General features: G+C 62.3%; 18 protein-coding genes. 6 read left to right on the forward strand and 12 right to left on the reverse strand.

From position 1 onward, the window contains the following. Window positions 1-31: 31 nt before the first annotated feature. Together ACX3P1_RS03435 and ACX3P1_RS03440 are read right to left on the reverse strand one after the other, a co-directional pair. The gene (locus tag ACX3P1_RS03435; protein ID WP_459078136.1) at window positions 32-751 is read right to left on the reverse strand and encodes a response regulator; all 720 of its coding nucleotides are present in this window, start codon (window positions 749-751) and stop codon (window positions 32-34) included. Then, on the reverse strand, window positions 738-1,271 hold the full coding sequence (locus tag ACX3P1_RS03440) for a MarR family winged helix-turn-helix transcriptional regulator (RefSeq protein WP_459078137.1): 534 nt from the start codon (window positions 1,269-1,271) through the stop codon (window positions 738-740). Before ACX3P1_RS03440 ends, ACX3P1_RS03435 begins: the two co-directional genes overlap by 14 nt. A 246-nt stretch (window positions 1,272-1,517) precedes the next feature. On the opposite strand from ACX3P1_RS03440, the gene ACX3P1_RS03445 reads away from it, so the two are divergent. The 3 genes from ACX3P1_RS03445 to ACX3P1_RS03455 all read left to right on the forward strand — a co-directional run bounded on the left by ACX3P1_RS03445 (window position 1,518) and on the right by ACX3P1_RS03455 (window position 3,583). Beyond that, window positions 1,518-2,411 carry a branched-chain amino acid aminotransferase gene (locus ACX3P1_RS03445; protein ID WP_459078138.1) on the forward strand — a complete coding sequence of 298 codons (894 nt, stop codon included), beginning with the start codon at window positions 1,518-1,520 and terminating at the stop codon, window positions 2,409-2,411. Window positions 2,412-2,550: 139 nt separating this feature from the next. Beyond that, window positions 2,551-2,859 (forward strand): hypothetical protein, encoded by a 309-nt coding sequence (locus ACX3P1_RS03450; protein ID WP_459078139.1) that lies wholly within the window; start codon window positions 2,551-2,553, stop codon window positions 2,857-2,859. 82 nt (window positions 2,860-2,941) lie between these two features. Beyond that, window positions 2,942-3,583 carry an MBL fold metallo-hydrolase gene (locus tag ACX3P1_RS03455; RefSeq protein ID WP_459078140.1) on the forward strand — a complete coding sequence of 214 codons (642 nt, stop codon included), beginning with the start codon at window positions 2,942-2,944 and terminating at the stop codon, window positions 3,581-3,583. Between the two features lie 255 nt (window positions 3,584-3,838). Here the strand turns inward: ACX3P1_RS03455 and ACX3P1_RS03460 are convergent, their stop codons facing one another. From ACX3P1_RS03460 to gnd, 4 genes are all read right to left on the reverse strand, one after another. After that, window positions 3,839-4,243, reverse strand: a complete 405-nt coding sequence (locus tag ACX3P1_RS03460; protein ID WP_459078141.1) for a BA14K family protein — start codon at window positions 4,241-4,243, stop codon at window positions 3,839-3,841. A gap of 171 nt (window positions 4,244-4,414) precedes the next feature. Beyond that, the gene (locus ACX3P1_RS03465) at window positions 4,415-4,627 is read right to left on the reverse strand and encodes a cold-shock protein (RefSeq protein WP_378223319.1); all 213 of its coding nucleotides are present in this window, start codon (window positions 4,625-4,627) and stop codon (window positions 4,415-4,417) included. Between the two features lie 289 nt (window positions 4,628-4,916). Beyond that, the gene (locus ACX3P1_RS03470) at window positions 4,917-5,129 is read right to left on the reverse strand and encodes a cold-shock protein (protein WP_459078142.1); all 213 of its coding nucleotides are present in this window, start codon (window positions 5,127-5,129) and stop codon (window positions 4,917-4,919) included. Window positions 5,130-5,497: 368 nt separating this feature from the next. Then, window positions 5,498-6,514 (reverse strand): phosphogluconate dehydrogenase (NAD(+)-dependent, decarboxylating), encoded by a 1,017-nt coding sequence (gene gnd / locus ACX3P1_RS03475; RefSeq protein ID WP_459078143.1) that lies wholly within the window; start codon window positions 6,512-6,514, stop codon window positions 5,498-5,500. Window positions 6,515-6,813: 299 nt separating this feature from the next. Here gnd and ACX3P1_RS03480 point away from each other — a divergent pair, with 299 nt between their 5' ends. Further along, window positions 6,814-8,433, forward strand: a complete 1,620-nt coding sequence (locus ACX3P1_RS03480; protein WP_459078254.1) for a tetratricopeptide repeat-containing sulfotransferase family protein — start codon at window positions 6,814-6,816, stop codon at window positions 8,431-8,433. A 13-nt stretch (window positions 8,434-8,446) separates the two neighbouring features. Here ACX3P1_RS03480 and ACX3P1_RS03485 read toward each other — a convergent pair whose 3' ends face one another. Both ACX3P1_RS03485 and ACX3P1_RS03490 read right to left on the reverse strand, forming a co-directional pair. Further along, a complete protein-coding gene (locus ACX3P1_RS03485; RefSeq protein WP_459078144.1) occupies window positions 8,447-8,800 on the reverse strand; it encodes a DUF1428 domain-containing protein in 354 nt (117 codons plus the stop codon). A 22-nt stretch (window positions 8,801-8,822) separates the two neighbouring features. Further along, window positions 8,823-9,260, reverse strand: coding sequence for a VOC family protein (locus ACX3P1_RS03490; RefSeq protein WP_459078145.1), 438 nt, complete (start codon window positions 9,258-9,260; stop codon window positions 8,823-8,825). Between the two features lie 195 nt (window positions 9,261-9,455). Between ACX3P1_RS03490 and ACX3P1_RS03495 the strand changes: the two genes are divergently transcribed. After that, window positions 9,456-10,721 (forward strand): Glu/Leu/Phe/Val family dehydrogenase, encoded by a 1,266-nt coding sequence (locus ACX3P1_RS03495; RefSeq protein ID WP_459078146.1) that lies wholly within the window; start codon window positions 9,456-9,458, stop codon window positions 10,719-10,721. A gap of 53 nt (window positions 10,722-10,774) precedes the next feature. Here the strand turns inward: ACX3P1_RS03495 and uvrB are convergent, their stop codons facing one another. Next, window positions 10,775-13,801 carry an excinuclease ABC subunit UvrB gene (gene uvrB / locus ACX3P1_RS03500; protein WP_459078147.1) on the reverse strand — a complete coding sequence of 1,009 codons (3,027 nt, stop codon included), beginning with the start codon at window positions 13,799-13,801 and terminating at the stop codon, window positions 10,775-10,777. A 108-nt stretch (window positions 13,802-13,909) separates the two neighbouring features. Further along, entirely contained in the window at window positions 13,910-14,167 is a 258-nt protein-coding gene (locus ACX3P1_RS03505; protein ID WP_459078148.1) for a SemiSWEET family sugar transporter, read from the reverse strand. 205 nt (window positions 14,168-14,372) lie between these two features. Between ACX3P1_RS03505 and ACX3P1_RS03510 the strand changes: the two genes are divergently transcribed. Next, window positions 14,373-15,293 carry a diacylglycerol/lipid kinase family protein gene (locus tag ACX3P1_RS03510; RefSeq protein ID WP_459078149.1) on the forward strand — a complete coding sequence of 307 codons (921 nt, stop codon included), beginning with the start codon at window positions 14,373-14,375 and terminating at the stop codon, window positions 15,291-15,293. Between the two features lie 206 nt (window positions 15,294-15,499). Here the strand turns inward: ACX3P1_RS03510 and ACX3P1_RS03515 are convergent, their stop codons facing one another. Both ACX3P1_RS03515 and ACX3P1_RS03520 read right to left on the reverse strand, forming a co-directional pair. Then, on the reverse strand, window positions 15,500-16,711 hold the full coding sequence (locus tag ACX3P1_RS03515) for a mandelate racemase/muconate lactonizing enzyme family protein (RefSeq protein ID WP_459078150.1): 1,212 nt from the start codon (window positions 16,709-16,711) through the stop codon (window positions 15,500-15,502). Continuing rightward, the gene (locus tag ACX3P1_RS03520; RefSeq protein ID WP_459078151.1) at window positions 16,708-18,324 is read right to left on the reverse strand and encodes a GMC family oxidoreductase; all 1,617 of its coding nucleotides are present in this window, start codon (window positions 18,322-18,324) and stop codon (window positions 16,708-16,710) included. Before ACX3P1_RS03520 ends, ACX3P1_RS03515 begins: the two co-directional genes overlap by 4 nt. Window positions 18,325-18,462 lie beyond the last annotated feature (138 nt).

Below are 18,462 nucleotides of genomic sequence, written 5' to 3' on the forward strand. Positions count from 1 at the left end.
CCGGCCGACTGCATTCTATTCCACACTCGGGCTATTCCACACTCAGGCGATAGCCGATACCGCGAACGGTCTGCAGCCAGACAGGATTGGCGGGGTCACGCTCGATCTTGCGGCGCAGGCGGTTGATCTGGACGTCGATCGTGCGCTCGCCGACCTCCGAATCGTCGCCGACCAGTTCATGGCGCGGAATGGTTTCGCCGGCGCGCGCGGCGAATATGGCCAGGATTTCCTGTTCGCGGTCGGTCAGCTTGAGAACCTCGCCGCCGCGCTTCAATTCGCGCTTGGCGAGATGGAACGTGTAGGGGCCGAAGACCAGTTGCTCGAGCTTGGTCGAGGAAGGCGGCCCGCCACGCCGCAGGATGTTGTTGACGCGCAGGATCAATTCGCGCGGGTCGAAAGGCTTTGGCAGATAGTCGTCCGCGCCGGCGGAAAGGCCGGTTACGCGGCTGTCGGTCTCCGACAGCGCGGTCAGCATGAGGATAGGCACGTCCTTTTCCGCCCGCAGCGATTTCGTGAGTTCGACGCCGTTTTCGCCCGGCATCATCACATCCAGCACCAGGAGGTCGAAATCCAGCCCGCGCAATTTGCGCCTGGCTTCGTCCGCATTGCCGGCGACCGTGACGCGGAAGCCGTTTTCGCTCAAAAATTGCTTCAGCAGGTTGCGGATGCGGGTATCGTCGTCGATCACCAGCAGATGCGGTGCATCGTCATCGGGCGCCGCCGATCGATCCAGGGTGTCATTCGTCTCCATGGCTGCATCCTGACGTGTTTGCGGGCACAATGTCGATCTGCGCCCGGAGTTCCGGATTGACCATTCCCTTCAGGAAATGCTCGATCGAAGCGCGATCGGATTGTCCCAGTCCTTCCAGTGCTGCATGGATACGGCTTGACTGTGGTCTTGCCAAGGCCAAGGCCAGCTTGCGCCCCTTCTCGGTCGGATAGAGTTCGCGCTGGCGGCGGTCGCGCGGACCCTGCACCTGCACGATATGGCCGGTATCGATCAACTGCTTGAGCACGCGCGCCAGCGACTGCTTGGTGATTTTCAGGACATCGAGCAATTCCGCGACGGTCAGGCCCGGCCGGCGATTGACGAAATGCAACACCCGGTGATGGGCGCGGCCGAAGTCGTAGTCGGCCAGGATCACGTCCGGGTCGGACGTGAAATCGCGATAGGCGAAGAAGAACAGCTCGATGAGGGCGAAGTCGATGCCGTCCTCGTTGCCGATCGCGGTCTTGATCGCTGCGGAACTGGGGTGGCTGGTTTCGGGCATGGCTGTCCTGAGTTGGGTCCCATAAATACGTCAGCACTATTGACATAGTTTTAGGCGGCTGATAATTTTTGGCAAGCTTTTGGGTCGATAGCGAACGAAAAGACATAGCAAGGCGGTTTTTCCGAAACTTCCTGAGTTTGCCACACTTCGGTTATCGGCCTAATTTCATGGTTTCGGCGCTTATCGCGAGCGAGAAGAGAGTTTCAACCCTTACAGGAAGGCGGGCAGAGCCCGCGGGAGGTTAGCATGGCATCCGTTCCCTTCGACCAGCTTGACGGCTATATCTGGATGAATGGTGAATTCGTCAAATGGGCCGACGCGAAGGTCCATGTGCTGACCCACGGTCTTCACTATGCCAGTTCCGTGTTCGAGGGCGAACGGGCTTACGGCGGCGAGATTTTCAAGCTGACGGAGCACACCGAGCGGCTGCATGAATCGGCGCGCATCCTCGGCTTCAAAATTCCTTACTCGGTTGCCGAGATCGACGACGCCTGCCGGACACTGCTGAAGAAGCAGGGTTTCAAGGACGGCTATGTCCGCCCGATCGCCTGGCGTGGGAGCGAGCAGATGGGCGTTGCCGCACAAAACAGCCGCATCAACCTGGCCATCGCTATCTGGCAATGGCCGAGCTATTTCGATCCGGCGCAGAAGCTGAAGGGCATCCGCCTCGACATCGCCGAATATTGCCGGCCCGATCCGCGCACCATTCCCTCGAAAGCCAAGGCTGCCGGTCTCTACATGATCTGCACCATCTCCAAGCACGCCGCCGAGGCCAAGGGCTATGCCGACGCGATGATGCTCGACTGGCGCGGCCGGGTCGCGGAAGCGACGGGCGCCAACATCTTCTTCGTCAAGGACGGCAAGATCCATACGCCGACGCCCGACTGTTTCCTCGACGGCATCACGCGCCGCACCGTCATCGGCCTGGCCAAAGACCGCGGCCTGGAAGTGATCGAACGCGCCATCCTGCCGGAGGAACTGGAAGGTTTCGAGCAGTGCTTCCTTACCGGGACGGCGGCCGAAGTGACGCCAGTTGCCGAGATCGGCCCGTACCGATTCGAGGTCGGCGAGATCGCCAAATCGTTGATGGAGGCCTATTCGGCGGCCGTACAGCCCAAGCATGCGATTGCCGCGGAATAGCTGAAACGCCAGTTTTCTGTGCAACAGGGGCGGTTTTCGAGCCGCCCCTTTTATTTCAGCATTTGCGCATTTGACTTTCGCCGAATTCGCGCCTGATGATGCGGTGGCCTTGAGGCTGGCTAGAGAGGGACTAACAATTATGGAAACACTTCTTCCGATCATTGTTCAGGTAGTTACAGGTATCATAGGCGGGCAGGCCGTCGGAGCGGCGGTCAAGCAGGCGGCGATGGGCCAGCTTCCCAAACTTCTCAGCGGCGCTATCGGCGGCGTTGGCGGTGCTGCCATTCTCGGCAGCCTGCTTGGTGGTGGCATCGATCCGGCAGCAGCTTCGGCAGCCGTGGAAGGGGTGGGCAGCGCGCTCAACCTCAACAATATCGTTGGCGGCGTTGGCGGCGGCGCGATCCTGACCGGTATCGTCGGTGCCGTCATGAACGCGATGAAGAAGTAGATTTTCAGGACGCTTTACGTTCAAACCTTGATGGGCGGCTTCGGCCGCCCATTTTGTTGAAAACGACGACGGAAGAAAAGCCATGGGCCAACTCAACGCCATCATCGTCCCGGTGACGCCGTTCCAGCAGAATTGTGCGATCCTGTTCGATTCAGACGACAAGGTCGGCGTCGTGGTCGATCCCGGCGGCGACGTGGAGAACATCCTTGCGGCGCTGAAAGAGAACGGCATCACGGCAGAGGCCATCTGGATCACGCATGGCCATATCGATCACGCCGGCGGCGCCATGGCGCTGAAGGACGCGCTCGGCGTCGACATCGTCGGTCCGCACGAGGCCGACCTGCCGCTGCTCTCCAATCTCGAAGCCCAGGCGCAGCGTTTTGGCCTGACCGGCGCGGTGCGCAACTGCGTGCCGGACCGGTTTCTCACCGAAGGGGAGGTCGTTTCTTTCGGCCAGCATGTATTCGAGGTGCTTCATTGTCCGGGGCATGCGCCGGGCCATGTGGTTTTCTACAACCGCGCGGCCAAGTTCGCCCATGTCGGCGACGTGCTGTTTCGCGGATCGGTCGGGCGCACCGATCTACCGGGCGGCGACCACGCCGCGCTCATCCACTCGATCAAGGAAAAGCTGCTGCCACTCGGCGATGACATCGGCTTCCTGTGCGGCCATGGGCCGGGTGGCCGTTTCGGCGATGAACGGCGTACGAATCCGTTTCTGGTGTGAGAGTTTACACACTTTAGAAGCATCCCCACCGCCGTCATCCTCGGCCTTGTGCCGAGGATCTGCCGACCCTACTCAAATGGCTGAAAATAACCGATTATTCGGCGACGTGCACAGATGCTTGGGACAAGCCCAAGCATGACGGCGAGAGAGGTCACCGCCCGCCTGACGGTAGCCCCGGCGTCTACCGGCAAGGTGCGCGCTGCCGTGGGGCGGCGGCGTTTATCGGCGAGTTGCGCGCCCCGTAAGGCGACGCTGTCAGTTGGCGGTGCAGAAATGTTCCTGCCCGTCATAGCCGACGAATGTGCCGCTGCGTGCGTCGAAGCTGCGATAGCGGTTCGAGCAATAGCGAACCCATTCGCGCGTCCACGGCTCCACGGCATAGTCGCTCCGGTAAATGACCCGTGGGCGCACACGCACGTAACGGCGCTGTTCGTAATAGTCGTCGCCGTAATAGCCGTCATCATAGGCAGGGCCGGGATTGGCGAGCGCGCCGCCAATCAGGGCGCCGGCTGCAAGGCCTAGCACGCCGGCCGCTACGGCGTCGCCGGAACGATGGTTATGCCGATGCCGCCAGTCGCCGGCATTGGCCGCGGGCAGGGCCGCCAGCGTCATTGCGGCAACGGCGGCAGACAAAATCGTGGTCTTGAAAATCCTGTTCATGACGATCTCCTTCGTGTCGGTCCGCTCGCGGTCGAGGGTCGCGGGGCCGTTCTGAAGCAGATAACTACAATTCCGTGGCTGAACGGTGGCTGAACAGACCGGCGCTTGCGCCAAAACACCCGATCGCAAAGGGCATCGGCCCAAAAAGGTATCCAACTTTAAAATGGCTCGTCAGCCGATGGTGAGGTTGACCGCCTTGGGGCCTTTGCCGCGCTTGTCCGGCTCGGTGTCGAAGGTCACCTTTTGCCCATCCTCAAGTCCGGGAAGCCCCGATGCCTGTACGGCAGATATGTGGACGAATACGTCCTTTTCCCCGTCATCCGGCGTGATGAAGCCGAAGCCTTTGGCGTGATTGAAGAATTTGACGGTGCCGGTCTGCGGCATGGGAATCTCCTCTGATCCCGACAGGTCCATCTTGGGCAATCTCATGCCCTATGCGGAAATTTGTCCTTTATTTTCCGGCTATCGGCAAGCAAAATCTTTGGGTGCCCGGCATGAAATGCTTCAGAGCATCGGACCGAAAAGTGGCGACGGTTTTCGGATTGTTCCGATGCTCCATCATGGCGGGAGCGTCCTTTGTGTGTTCAAGCGGGCGCACGGCGCTCCAACGAAAAAGGCGCGATGGAGGGCCATCGCGCCTTCAAATTCGTGGGATCGCAATCGGGACGATCGATTATTCCGCGCGCAGATTTACCGCCTTCGGACCCTTGCCCATGCGATCGGGCTCGACGTCGAAGGTTACCTTCTGGCCGTCGACCAGCGTGCGCAGGCCGGAGGCTTCGATTGCCGAGATGTGGACGAACACATCCTTGGCGCCGTCGTCTGGCGTGATGAATCCGAAGCCTTTTGTGGCGTTGAAGAATTTAACGGTGCCGGTCTGGGCCATTTGGGGAAACTCCTTCACCCGTTCAGTCATTGCTCCTGCCGCCGCCTGTCGCCGGTAGCAGGTTCCGGTAGTTGCATTGGCGGTCATGCATTCGCGCACGTTAAAACCCCCCGCCAAAAAACGGGGCCGTCAGAGATTCACAATATCGGGGAAAGGTCGCGCCAAACGTTCCAGTCTCCGGGTCCGCAAATGCCCGAACGCGAAATTTATGACACGGAAATGTGAGACTTGCAAGATAGCGCGCACCTGTGGCGTGCTTCGGGACGAATGCCCGCAAGCTACCTCTATAGCCGGCTGGCCGAAAGGTCATCGGCCAACTGGCGCCAAAGCATGGGTGCAGGCAAACACCGAGGGGCCGGCACCCGTGCCTATTTTGCGTCCTTTGGCTTTTCCACGTGCCCGCCGAAGGCGAGGCGCATGGCCGACAGCATCTTGTCGGCGAATTCGGATTCGCCGCGCGAGGCGAAGCGGTCGAACAGGGCCGACGCCAGCACCGGGGCCGGCACGCCGGTGTCGATCGCGGCCTTGAGCGTCCAGCGCCCTTCGCCCGAATCCGATACCCGCCCGCCGAATTTAGTCAGGGCGGAATCTTCCTTCAGCGCGCCCGCCGTCAGGTCGAGCAGCCATGAGCCGATGACGCTGCCATGGCGCCAGACTTCGGCGACGGCAGCGAGGTCGATGTCGAACTTGTAGTATTGCGGCTCATCCAGCGGCGTCGTTTCGGCGTCGGCGGTGCGCGTTTCAGCGCCGGCATTAGCGGATTTCAGGATGTTCAGGCCTTCCGCATAAGCGGCCATGACGCCATATTCGATGCCGTTATGAACCATTTTTACGAAGTGGCCGGCACCGCTCGGGCCGCAGTGCAGGTAGCCGAGCGGCGCGGTGCCTGCACCGGCCCCAGTCGAACCCGCCGCCGTATCCGGATCGGGGGCGAGGGTGGCGAATACCGAATCCAGATGCTGGACCGCCGTTTTCGGCCCGCCGATCATCAGGCAGTAGCCGCGGTCCAGACCCCAGACGCCGCCGCTGGTGCCGACATCGACATAATTGATGCCCTTGGGGTCCAGCTTTGCCGCCTGATCGACGGCGTCGCGATAGTTCGAGTTGCCGCCGTCGACGATGATGTCGCCCTTTTCCATCAAGGCGGCAAGTTTTTCGACATTCTGCCCGGTGATGGCAGCCGGCAGCATCAGCCAGGCAGTGCGCGGCTTTTTCAGCTTCTGCACAAACTCTTCCATCGAGGCGGCGGCAAACGCGCCTTCCTTGGCGAGTGCCGCCACAGAGGCCGCGTTGATGTCGTAGACGACGCATTCATGGCCGTCGCGCAGCAGCCGGCGCACCATGTTGGCGCCCATCCTGCCAAGCCCGATCATTCCGATTTGCATGGTTTTGTCCCTGTCTGTTGGCGGGAGCACGGCCGCGAGCGGTCCTGTGCACTCCTTTTCCGACATATGGCCACGGTTGGGAAGAACCGATTGGGATCGACTTGTGACAGTGTCGTGATCGCGCCGGTGTGGTTGCGCTGAAGGGACCGGCCCATTATTACGCTTGGCAAACGGCAAGAAATGGCAGGTTCATCATCAACAGGGCATTGAGACGACGGGACGGGGCCAAGGCAGGCGGCGGATCGGGTTCCGGCCAGCCGCCGCGCGGCAATCTGGACCAGCATGTCCGCCAAGCCCTGATGCACCATCAGGCAGGCAGGGTGCAGGAGGCCGAGGCGCTCTACCGGCAGGTGCTCTCAGTCAAGGCCGATCATGCGGCGGCACTGCATTTCCTCGGGCTTTTGCTGCATCAGGGTGGGCGGAGTCAGGAAGGCCTTCCGTTGATCGAGAAGTCGATCAGGGCGGAGCCGAAGAGCCCGGATTTCCTGAACAATTTAGGCACCGTGCTTCGCGATCTTGGCCACGGCCAGCCGGCGCTGGAGCATTTCCGCAAGGCCGTCGCGCTCAAGCCGGACCATGGCGCGGGGCGTGACAATCTCGGCTTCCTGCAAAAGGACATGGGGCAGTTTTTAGCGGCGGAAGAGACGTTTCGCGGCACGATGGGGCGCAATCCCTTTTATATGCGCGCGCGTGTCGGGCTGGCCGAGACGCTGCAGGAACTGGGCCGGCTGGGCGAGGCTATCGCCGTCTTTCGCGAGGCGCTGTCGATCCGCCCGAATGATGCCGAAGTGCTGCACGGGCTTGGCGTCGGGCTGATGGAGAAGGGCGACCTGACAGAGGCGGCGGAAATGTTGCGGCGCGCGCTGGCGGTTGCGCCAAAGCAGGCCAAGTCGTGGCTGATGTTGAGCCAGGTCAGCCGGCAGCGCGAAGCCGATGCCGAACTTGCCGCCGTCCAGGCGCTGCATGGGCAGGTCGAGACCGGCAGCTTCGACCGGATGCAGCTTTCCTTCGGGCTGGGCAAGCGCAACGACGATCTGAAGGCCTATGAGCGCGCTTTCGATTATTTCGCCGAGGCCAATACGATCCGCCGCAAGGGCATAGCCTATGACGGCGACAGGACGCGTGCCGAATTTGCCGCGATGAAAAAGACCTTCGACGCCGCGTTCTTCGAAAAGCACCAGCCGAGCGCGATCAGCGACGATACGCCGATCTTTGTCGTCGGCATGCCGCGTTCAGGCACGACGTTGGTCGAGCAGATCATCGCCAGCCATCCGCAGGTTTTTGGCGCGGGCGAGTTGACCATCCTGAAGACGGCGGTGGGCAAGGGATTTCCGCTCGACATGAAGGGCGGGTTTCCGGCCGGCATCCGCGACCTGCCCGACAAGGTCTTCTCGAACGCGGGCCAGGACTATCTGGACATGCTGCACAAGCGCTATCCCGGCTACAGGCACGTGACCGACAAGATGCCGGGCAACTTCCTGCTGATCGGCTTCCTCCATTTGATGCTGCCCAAGGCCAGGATCGTCCACTGCGCGCGTAACCCGGTGGCGACGTGTCTGTCGATCTACAAGACGTTCTTCCGTGGCGACGGCCATCTCTACAGCTACGATCTTGGCGAACTGGCCGATTTCCACAATATCTATGCGGACATGATGGCGCATTGGCATGCGGTGCTGCCGGGCGTGGTGCACGATGTGCGCTACGAGGATTTCGTTGCCGACCAGGAAGGGCAGACGCGCGCGCTGATCGCCTATCTCGGCCTGCCGTGGAGCGATGCCTGCCTGAATTTCCACGAAAGCGATCGCGCGGTGCGCACCGCGTCGGCGGCGCAAGTGCGCCAGCCAATGTATCAGGGCTCGGTCGATCTCTGGAAACGCTATGGCGACAAGCTGAAACCGTTGATCGACCGGCTGGGGTGAGGGCTGCCGTCCGCTACAGCCCCATGAACGGCTTGAAGCCGCCGAAGATCATGCGCTTGCCGTCGAACGGCATGTTTTCCATGCCGGGCTGCATGCGGGGATCGGCCATGACCTTGGCCATGACGGCGTCGCGGCTCTCACGCGATTCGTAGACGATCCAGGAAAAGGCGACGACCTCGTCGTCCTTGGCCTGCACGGAACGCGGAAACGAGGTCAGTTCGCCATAGGGAACATCGTCGCCGATGCATTCCACATAAGCCAGTGCGCCATGTTCCTTCCAGACCGTGCCGGCCAGATGGGCGAGATCCTTGTAGGCATCGAGCTTTGCCTTCGAAACGGGAACGACGAAACCATCGACATAGGCCATTGTTGTCTCCTTCGGTTGGGTTTCAGGCGGCATTCACGGGGGCGTTCATGGCCCAGTCGACGCCGAACGGATCGCGTAGCGAGCCCCAGCGGTCACCCCAGAACATGATGGCGAGCGGCGTCGTCACTTCGCAGCCGGCATCGACCGCGCGCTTCCACCAGAGGTCGATCTCGCTCTCCTTGAGATGCAGTTGCAGCGTATAGCCTTGCGGTTTCAGCGCCGGGTGGCCGTGCTCGGGGTAGCCGTCCGACAGCATCAGCGTGGAACCGTTGACATGGAGATGGACGTGCATGGTCCGCCCCTGTTCGTCGGGCGGAAACATGAAGACCGTTTCAGCGCCGAAAGCCCTGCCGTAGAATTCGGCGGCCTTCAGCGCGCCGCTCACCGAAATATAGGGCGTCATGCCGCCAAGCACTTTCGCGGGGGCTGGCTGGTCGGCTTGCCGTATCGTGTCGTTCATTGCTGTATCCTCCAGATGTACATGACACGCCAAGGACGAACGGAGGCGGCGCGTTCCTACAACGCAGGAGATTTTTTGGTCCGGCATTGGGTCGGATGCGTCTGGTTCGAGCGCTCTATGCCGTTTTAACCATTGCGCATGCGGGGCCTACAAATTATGCAGGCCCGTATCCCACACTCATTCTCAGAGGGTTCCATGACAGAAGTCAGTCTTCTCGACCACGCGCTTGTCCGGTTGGACGAGGCCGCCGCCCATCTCAATATCGACGCGGATGTGATCGAGAAACTGAAATACCCGCGAGAAACGACCAAAGTGCGGCTGATGATCCGCATGGATGACGGATCGCGTAAATCCTTCATCGCCTGGCGCTGCCGCTATGATGACACGCGCGGCCCGACCAAGGGCGGCATCCGCTTTCATCCGGACGCCACCGAAGACGAGGTCGAGACGCTGGCGTTCTGGATGACCTTCAAATGCGCGGTGATGAACCTGCCCTATGGCGGCGGCAAGGGCGCCGTACAGGTCGACCCTCGCCAGCTTTCCAAGGCTGAACTGGAGCGGCTGTCGCGTTCCTATATCCAGGCTTTCTCGCGCATCATCGGCCCGGATCGCGATATTCCCGCGCCCGACGTCTACACCAACGCGATGATCATGGGTTGGATGGAAGACGAATATTCGCAGATCGTCGGCCAGTCTTCGCCGGCCGTCATTACCGGCAAGCCGATTGCGCTCGGCGGTTCGCTCGGCCGCGGCGACGCCACGGCGCGCGGCGGCTATTACCTGGTGCGCCATCTGGCCAGCGATCTCGGCCTTGGCGACAATATGCGCGCTGCCATTCAGGGCTTCGGCAATGCGGGGCAGCATATGGCCCGCCTGCTGGTCGCGGACGGGCACAAGATCGTCGCCGTCTCGGATTCGGAAGGCGGCGTGTATTCGCCCGTCGGGCTTCACGTCGACCTTTTGCTGGAAGCCAAGGCGCAAGGGCGCTCGGTCGTCTCGACCATCGGGCAGGGCGGCCACGAGCATCTCGCAGCCGGCACGCTGGTCGGCGTCGATTGCGATCTCCTGGTGCCCGCCGCGCTGGAAAACATGATCCATGAAGGCAATGCCGCCACGGTCAAGGCCAAGCTGATCCTCGAACTTGCCAACGGCCCGCTGACTTCGGAAGCGGACGAAATCCTCGCCAAGAAGGGCGTCGTCGTGCTGCCGGACATTCTGGCGAATGCGGGCGGCGTGACCGTTTCCTATTTCGAATGGGTGCAGAACCGTCAGGGCTTCTACTGGACGCTCGAGGAAATCCACGGCCGGCTGCGCACCATCATGGAACGCGAAGGCCGCGCCGTCTGGGACCTGTCGCGCGAAAAGGGGATTTCGGCGCGCACCGCCGCCTATGTCCACGCGCTGGGCCGGCTGGCCGAGGCCATCGAAGCGCACGGCACGCAGAATTTCTTCGTAAGCTGAAGAATTCTTACACCCGCACGAGCCTTCGTGCGGGTGTGCTTTTCCCGACAAATCTATTTCCCCGGACGGCCGGTCTTGCCGGGGCGGCGTTTCTGCCGCGCTGCCTCGCCCGGATCCTCATAGGAACCGACGCCGACACGCTGGCGCACGATCGGCTTTACGTCTTCCGGCTTTGCTGGCTTCACGCCCTCTACCGGCTTTTCCGTGCGCCGCACGGTCATCTCATCCAGCGAGTTTTTCCTGAACAAGCTTTTGCCGCCTTCGGGAATCCCGAAATCCGAGCCATGCGCCTCGCTGGCCGATTGTTTCTTGAACAGCGAGCGTGAAACCGCGCCGGCCGGCGTTGGCATGTCCGTGCCCGGGCCCATATTGTCGAGATCGGGCTTGGCGAACAGGGACCTGCCGGTAGCGGCGCGTTGTTTCGTGCGCGCTTCCTGCGGCGATGGCGCGTTGTCGTCTACCGCCTTGTGGATGGCGCGGCCCTTGTTGTGCTTGCCTTTTTCACGGCCCGACACCGGGCTTTCCATATCGGCGTATTTGGCCAGCGGGTCGTCGGAAATGGCCATTTCCATCTCGCGCAGTCGCTTGATCTCGTCGCGGATGCGGGCTGCCTTCTCGAAGTCGAGATTGGTAGCGGCATCACGCATCTGCTTTTCCATCGCCTCCAGATGGGCTTTCAGATTGTTGCCCATCATCGCGCCGGCGCTGTCGGTGAACTGCGAGATGTCGGCGCGGACATGGTCCTTCTCGTAAACCGAATCCAGAATGTCGGAGATGCGCGACTTGACCGATTCCGGCGTGATGCCGTTGGCGGTGTTCCATTCGACCTGCTTTTCGCGGCGGCGGTTGGTTTCCGCCATCGCCCGCTCCATCGAACCGGTGACCTTGTCGGCGTAGAGGATGACCTTGCCGTCGACGTTTCTGGCGGCGCGGCCGATGGTCTGGATCAGCGAGGTTTCGGAGCGCAAAAACCCTTCCTTGTCGGCGTCGAGAATGGCGACGAAGCCGCATTCGGGAATATCCAGCCCCTCGCGTAAAAGATTGATGCCGACCAGCACGTCAAACGCGCCTAATCTCAAGTCGCGTAAAATTTCGATGCGCTCCAGCGTGTCGATATCGGAGTGCATGTAGCGAACGCGCACGCCCTGCTCGTGCAGATATTCGGTGAGATCCTCGGCCATGCGCTTGGTCAGCACCGTCACCAGCGTGCGGTAGCCCTTGGCCGTCGTTTCGCGGATTTCGCCGACCACGTCGTCGACCTGCGCCTTGGCGGGGCGCACTTCGACCGGTGGGTCGATCAGGCCGGTCGGGCGAATGACCTGCTCGGCGAAGACGCCGCCGGCCTGTTCCATCTCCCAGCCGCCGGGCGTGGCCGAAACCGCCACCGAAAGCGGGCGCATGGCATCCCACTCCTCGAAGCGCAGCGGGCGGTTGTCCATGCAGGAGGGCAAGCGGAAGCCGTATTCGGCCAGCGTCGCCTTGCGCCGAAAGTCGCCGCGATACATGCCGCCGATCTGCGGGATGGTGACGTGGCTTTCGTCGACGAAGACCAGCGCGTTATCGGGAATGTACTCGAACAACGTCGGCGGCGGATCGCCCGGCGAACGGCCGGTGAGATAGCGCGAATAGTTCTCGATGCCGGCGCAGGAGCCGGTCGCTTCCAGCATTTCCAGGTCGAAGCGGGTGCGCTGCTCCAGCCGCTGCGCTTCCAGAAGACGGCCAGCCTTTTCAAGCTCTTGCAGCCGTTGCTTGAGTTCCGCCTTGATCGACTTCGTGGCCTGATTCAAGGTCGGGCGCGGCGTCACATAGTGCGAGTTGGCGTAGATTTTTACGCTTTTCAGTTCGCCAGTCTTCTGGCCGGTGAGCGGGTCGAATTCGATGATGGACTCGATCTCGTCGCCGAACAGCGAGATGCGCCAGGCGCGGTCTTCAAGGTGGGCCGGGAAGATTTCGATAGTATCGCCGCGCACGCGGAACGAGCCGCGCACGAAGTTGATGTCCTGCCGCTTGTATTGCTGGGCGACGAGGTCGGCGAGCAGCGCGCGCTGGTCGAGCCGGTCGCCGATCTGCATCTGGAAGGTCATCGCCGTATAGGTTTCGACCGAGCCGATACCGTAGATGCAGGACACGGACGCCACGATGATGACGTCGTCGCGCTCCAGCAGCGAGCGCGTGGCCGAGTGGCGCATGCGGTCGATCTGCTCGTTGATCGAGCTTTCTTTTTCGATGAACGTGTCGGTGCGCGGGACGTAGGCTTCCGGCTGGTAATAGTCGTAGTAGGAGACGAAATACTCGACCGCGTTTTCCGGGAAGAATTTCTTGAACTCGGCATAAAGCTGCGCGGCCAGCGTCTTGTTGGGCGCGAGGATCAGCGCCGGGCGCTGCGTTTCCTCGATCACCTTGGCCATGGTGAAGGTCTTGCCGGAGCCGGTGACGCCGAGCAGCACCTGGGTGCGGTCGTCATTGGCGATGCCTTCGACCAGATCCTTGATCGCGGTCGGCTGGTCGCCGGCGGGCTCGAAGTCGGACACCATCTTGATGGCGATGCCGCCTTCGGATTTCTCGGGGCGGGCAGGCCGGTGCGGTGTCCACAACACGCCGTCCTTGTGCAGCGGGTTGCCCGATTCGATCAGCGCCGACAGCGCTGCCACGGTGGCGGTGACGCCGCCGGAGGCCATGGTTTCGGCATCTTCCAGGGAAATGTCGAGGCCGGCGACAGGATTGAGACCGGCGGCGGTGCGTTCCCGCGCCGATGCCGCCCCGCCCATCGAGGTGCCGCGCGAACTGCGCGAGGGGGATGACGAGCGTTCGGGGACTTTTTTAGAGGGCTTTGGCGATTTGCCGGTGTCTGCCTTGGGTGCACGCCCTTCGTTTTCCGCTTCCCGTTCAATCCGCTCGGCCCAATCGGCGATCGAGCCGGACAGCGGCGTGCCCGAAAATTCCGCCTGCGGGGCTTCGGCAAAACCCTTGCGCTCCAGCGGTTCGGACGCGTCGTGGAAATCCGTCATCGTGCTGCGCCGCTTGGGCGAAGCTGCGCGGTCGTCGTTCGCCGGCGTTTTGGTATCGGGAGATTTGGCCATGGCCTGAATATGGGTGGAGTCCGCCGAAATGGAAAGTGGGCATCGGGTCCGGCGCGGCCGCCCATGGCACATCCTGACAGAAGGTTGTCAGGAGCCGGTTCGCCGTTCTCAGCCGAAGCGCAGTTTCAGGCCGACGATCACGACGATGAACAGGAACGTTACCGCGTTGGAGAGGACTACCGGCAGCGAGCCGATGGCAAGGCCGTAGACGATCCACAGGAAGACACCGGTGGCGAGTGCTGCGGTAGTGACCAGCGAGATATCGCGTGCCTGGCGTTCGCGCAGAATTTTCACGATCTGCGGCAGCCATGCGAGCGTGGTTATGACGGCTGCAATCGAGCCGACGACTTCGAAGAGGGGGTGCAAGGTGGTCGCTTTCCAATGCGCACGGTGCGCAATCCGCGCTATGCCAGATTTGTCCATTTCTGTGAAGCGGGCGGATGGCTGGACCAAGAACAAAGGCAAAAGCATTGCCTCTGGCTGCGTACGATTTGTGCTTGCGGGCGCGCCGTGGCCACGCTTCAATGGCCGGCAGCCGGATTCGGGGAAGGGCTCTTGCTTGAAGGTAGGCGTGATCTTGAATCCCGTCGCCGGGGGCGGCGGGCTAAAGCGAAACTGGCCGGAAGTGGCTGCCGCGCTCATCCGGCATTTCGGTGCGTTCGAACTGCATGAGACGCAAGGCTCGGGCGACGCCGCCCGGCTGGCTTTCGACCTTTCGGCCGAAGGGTTCGATCTGGTGATCGCGGCCGGCGGCGACGGCACCGCCAGCGAAGCGGCGGACGGGTTGCTGCAGGCGTCGATTGAAGGCCGGGGCACGGCGGCATTGGCCTTGTTGCCCTGCGGCACCGGCATCGATTTCGCGCGTGGCCTTGGCCTGTCTGGCGATCTCGAAGCCTCGCTCAAGCAGATAGAAGAAGCGAAGGGCCGCCGGATCGATGCCGGCCGCATCTCCTATGTCAGCGACGACGGCGCGCTGGCCAGCCGGCATTTCATCAACATCGCCAGCCTCGGCCTTTCAGGCGCAACCGACCGCGCCGTCAACGCCGACAAGCGCAAGGGCAGGGTTTCCGCCAAGGCGCTGTTCTTCTGGCGCACCGTGTTCGAGTTCATCCGCTACCGTTTCCAGAGCGTGCGCATCACCATCGATGACGGCGAGCCGGTCGAGGCGAAAATGGCGCTGGTGGCGGTCGCCAATGGCCGCTTCTTCGGCGGTGGCATGATGATCGCGCCCGACGCCCTGCTTGACGACGGCCAGTTCGACATCGTCATCCTGCGCGCGGCCAGCAAGCTGAAGCTGATCCAGGATATCCGCCTGCTCTATGGCGGCCGGCACCGCGATCATCCTTCCATCACCATTTTGCGCGGACGAAAGGTGGTGGTCGAACCTGTCGGCGAAGGGGACAGCGCGCTGGTCGACATAGACGGGGAATCGCCGGGGCGCATTCCCGCGACATTCGAGATTCTGCCGGGGGCGCTGAGGTTGAGATGTTGATTCGGGTGTTTGCTGTAGCTCGTTGATTTTCAGCTATATTTCCCGTCATTCGCGGCCGCGTGAGCGACCGTAGGGAGTGGAGCGTGTCGGGAATCCATGCCTCGACATTGACAGGTAACGGCATGGGTCCCGGACAGCCTCGCCATCGCTACGCTCCGACGCTGGCTTCCGGGATGACGGTGGTCGGGTATTTCACCGCCTACCCATCACGGCATCAGCGGGTCCTGCATCATCTCCAGATGCAGCGCCTTGCCGTCATAGGGATGCGCCTCGCAGACCGCCTCGTCCAGTTCGACGCCGAGGCCGGGTTCCTTCGACGGGATGACGTTACCGTCCTGCCATTCGATTTTTTTCCTGAGCAGCGTGGCATGGAAACCGTCCCACTGCTTCAGCGATTCCAGGATGAGGAAATTCGGCAGCGTCACCGCAAGCTGGATGTTGGCGGCGCCGACGATGGGGCCGCAATAGCAATGCGGGGCGATCTGGATGTGATAGGCCTCGGCCATCGCCGCAATCTTCTTGGTTTCCAGAATGCCGCCGGAGCGGCCTAGGTCGGGCTGCAGAATCGCCGCCGCGCGGTTCTCGATAATTCGGGCGAATTCGAACTTGGTGGTCAGGCGTTCACCGGTGGCGATGGGGATGCGCGTTCCGCGCGCCACTTGCGCCATCACTTCGGGCATGTCCGGCGGCACCGGTTCCTCGAACCATAGCGGATCATAGGGCTCGATCGCCGCCGCCATGCGCAGCGCGCCCGACGCCGTGAACTGGCCATGCGTGCCGAACAGGATGTCGGCTCTGGTGCCGACCGCCTCGCGGATCGCCTTCATCATGCGCGCCGACAGGTCGATGTCGGCAAGGCGCGGCTGGTGGCCGTCGAAGGCGGTGTAGGGACCGGCGGGGTCCAGCTTTACGGCGGTAAAACCCTGCTCGACGTAGCGGACCGCGCATTCGGCAGCGAGGTCGGGGTGGTTGTAGACATTCTTGCCTGAAACATCCTCGGTATGGACGCTGCCGCTGTGCGGGTAGAGATAGGTGTAGGTGCGCAGTTTCTCGTGCACCTGCCCGCCCAGCAATTGATAGACCGGTTTGCCTGCTTCCTTGCCGATGATGTCCCAGCAGGCAATTTCGAGCGCGGAAAAGCAGCCCATGGCGGAAACGTCGGGGCGCTGCGTGAAGCCGGACGAGTAGCAGCGGCGGAAGAAGGTTTCGATGTCGTGCGGGTCGCGGCCGACCAGATAGCGCTCGGCCATGTCCTCGATCATGCGGGCGGTGACATGGGCCGAGAAGGTGGCGTTATAGGCCTCGCCATAACCGACGACGCCGCCATCGGTGGTCAGCTTGACGAATATGAAATACTTGCCGCCGATGCCGGGGGGCGGGTTGCCGACGACGAAGGTTTTTACGTCGGTGATTTTCATGTCTGATCCTCCAGAACCATTTCCGCGCCTTTCCAGCCGGTCATGGTCGATGCGGCGTTGGTGTTGCCGGAGATATTGTCCGGAAAGATCGAGGCGTCGATGATGCGCAGGCCGGAAAGCCCGTGCACCTTCAGGCGCGGGTCGACCACGGCGCGCGAAGCGTTCGGCCCCATGCGGCAGGTCGAGACCGGGTGATAGACCGTTCCCGAACGGCGGCGGAAGTCTTGAATCAAATCGGCGTCCGAAGTGGTTGAAGGGCCTGGCAGAATTTCCTCGACGATATTTTCCGCCATGGCCGGCATCGAGGCGATTTTCCGCACGAATTTTACCGCCGCCAGCATCTCGGCCACGTCATGCTCGGTCGAGTAGGCATTGGCGACGATCTTGGGATAATCGTGCGGATTATTCGTGCGGATCATGATCTCGCCGCGGCTCGACGGGCGGCAATTGGACAGGCCGATGGAAAAGCCGGGCCATGGGTCGGGGGTCAGGATCGGGCGCTCGCCGCTCTTGGGGATGACGGTGGAAAACGCCTGGAAGTAAAGCTGCATGTTCGGCCGCGCTAGCGCCGGATCGGTGCGGAAGAAGCCGCCGGCATTGTTCATCGACAGCGACAGCGGGCCGGAGCGCAGCAGAAGGTACTGCATGCCGACCGCCAGCTTGCCCCACCATGGTCGCAGGATCTGGTTCAGCGTCGCCGTGCGGCCCTTGTAGGTGTAGTTGATGCCGACATGGTCCTGAAGGTTCGCGCCGACATTTTGGTTGGCGTGGACGACGGGAATGCCCAACCCTTGCAGCAGTTCTGCCGGGCCGATGCCGGAAAGTTGCAGCAATTGCGGCGTGTTGATCGACCCGCCCGAGACGATGATCTCGCGGCCGGCGCGGGCGCTTTTCGTTTCGCCGTTCTGCTCATATTCGACGCCGACCGCGCGAGTCCCCTCGAACAGGATTTTCGTCGCCAGCGCGTTCGTCTCGACGCGGACGTTCCCGCGCTTCATCGCCGGACGCAGGAAGGCGCGCGCAGCCGACATGCGACGGCCGTTGCGGGTCGATATCTGGTAGATGCCGACGCCTTCCTGGGAAGCGCCGTTGAAATCGGGGTTGAGCGGCAGGCCGACCTGCTGCGCCGCCGCCAGATAGAGCTTGCTCAGCGGGTGGACCGCAGCCGTGCAGTCGGTGACGTGGAGCGGGCCGCCGACCCCGCGCCATTGGTCGGCACCGGCCTGGTTGTCCTCGATCGCCTTGAACGCCGGCAGCACATCGTCATAGCCCCAGCCCGGATTGCCGGCCGCCGCCCAAGCATCGAAATCGTCGCGTGCGCCCCTGATCCAGACCATGGCGTTAATCGAACTCGAGCCGCCCAGCAATTTTCCGCGCGGCCAGTGATCGGCGTTACCGGCAAGGCCGGGGTCCTGCTCGGTCTTGTAGTTCCAGTTCACGGCCGGGTCGAAGAAGGTTTTTCCATAGCCGAGCGGCATCTGGACGAAGAAGCGGCGGTCTGTGCCGCCGGCCTCCAGCACGAGCACGGAAAAGCGGCCGGATGCCGACAGCCGCTCGGCCGCGACCGATCCGGCCGAGCCGGAGCCGACGACGATGAAATCATAGGTCTGCATGGTTGAGGGGCGCTCCAGAGTCCTGCCGCCACCCTAGCCACCGCGCCTTGGCCGCGTCACTGTGTCATCGGCGTTCTCTGTGAAAAAAGCGACCGGCAAACGCGTTGACGGCTTCTTGCCATGGCGGTACGCCGTAGT

Source organism: Mesorhizobium sp. A623 (assembly GCF_054489405.1).

Excerpts from the sequence above, each read along its gene's own strand:
- ACX3P1_RS03470 (WP_459078142.1), bottom strand. The coding sequence starts at position 5,129 with ATGGCCCAGACCGGCACCGTTAAATTCTTCAACGCCACAAAAGGCTTC.
- ACX3P1_RS03455 (WP_459078140.1), top strand. The coding sequence starts at position 2,942 with ATGGGCCAACTCAACGCCATCATCGTCCCGGTGACGCCGTTCCAGCAG.
- ACX3P1_RS03520 (WP_459078151.1), bottom strand. The coding sequence starts at position 18,324 with ATGCAGACCTATGATTTCATCGTCGTCGGCTCCGGCTCGGCCGGATCG.
- ACX3P1_RS03465 (WP_378223319.1), bottom strand. The coding sequence starts at position 4,627 with ATGCCGCAGACCGGCACCGTCAAATTCTTCAATCACGCCAAAGGCTTC.
- ACX3P1_RS03460 (WP_459078141.1), bottom strand. The coding sequence starts at position 4,243 with ATGAACAGGATTTTCAAGACCACGATTTTGTCTGCCGCCGTTGCCGCA.
- ACX3P1_RS03480 (WP_459078254.1), top strand. The coding sequence starts at position 6,814 with ATGCACCATCAGGCAGGCAGGGTGCAGGAGGCCGAGGCGCTCTACCGG.
- ACX3P1_RS03450 (WP_459078139.1), top strand. The coding sequence starts at position 2,551 with ATGGAAACACTTCTTCCGATCATTGTTCAGGTAGTTACAGGTATCATA.
- ACX3P1_RS03440 (WP_459078137.1), bottom strand. The coding sequence starts at position 1,271 with ATGCCCGAAACCAGCCACCCCAGTTCCGCAGCGATCAAGACCGCGATC.
- ACX3P1_RS03445 (WP_459078138.1), top strand. The coding sequence starts at position 1,518 with ATGGCATCCGTTCCCTTCGACCAGCTTGACGGCTATATCTGGATGAAT.
- ACX3P1_RS03485 (WP_459078144.1), bottom strand. The coding sequence starts at position 8,800 with ATGGCCTATGTCGATGGTTTCGTCGTTCCCGTTTCGAAGGCAAAGCTC.
- ACX3P1_RS03435 (WP_459078136.1), bottom strand. The coding sequence starts at position 751 with ATGGAGACGAATGACACCCTGGATCGATCGGCGGCGCCCGATGACGAT.
- ACX3P1_RS03495 (WP_459078146.1), top strand. The coding sequence starts at position 9,456 with ATGACAGAAGTCAGTCTTCTCGACCACGCGCTTGTCCGGTTGGACGAG.
- gnd (WP_459078143.1), bottom strand. The coding sequence starts at position 6,514 with ATGCAAATCGGAATGATCGGGCTTGGCAGGATGGGCGCCAACATGGTG.
- uvrB (WP_459078147.1), bottom strand. The coding sequence starts at position 13,801 with ATGGCCAAATCTCCCGATACCAAAACGCCGGCGAACGACGACCGCGCA.
- ACX3P1_RS03515 (WP_459078150.1), bottom strand. The coding sequence starts at position 16,711 with ATGAAAATCACCGACGTAAAAACCTTCGTCGTCGGCAACCCGCCCCCC.
- ACX3P1_RS03490 (WP_459078145.1), bottom strand. The coding sequence starts at position 9,260 with ATGAACGACACGATACGGCAAGCCGACCAGCCAGCCCCCGCGAAAGTG.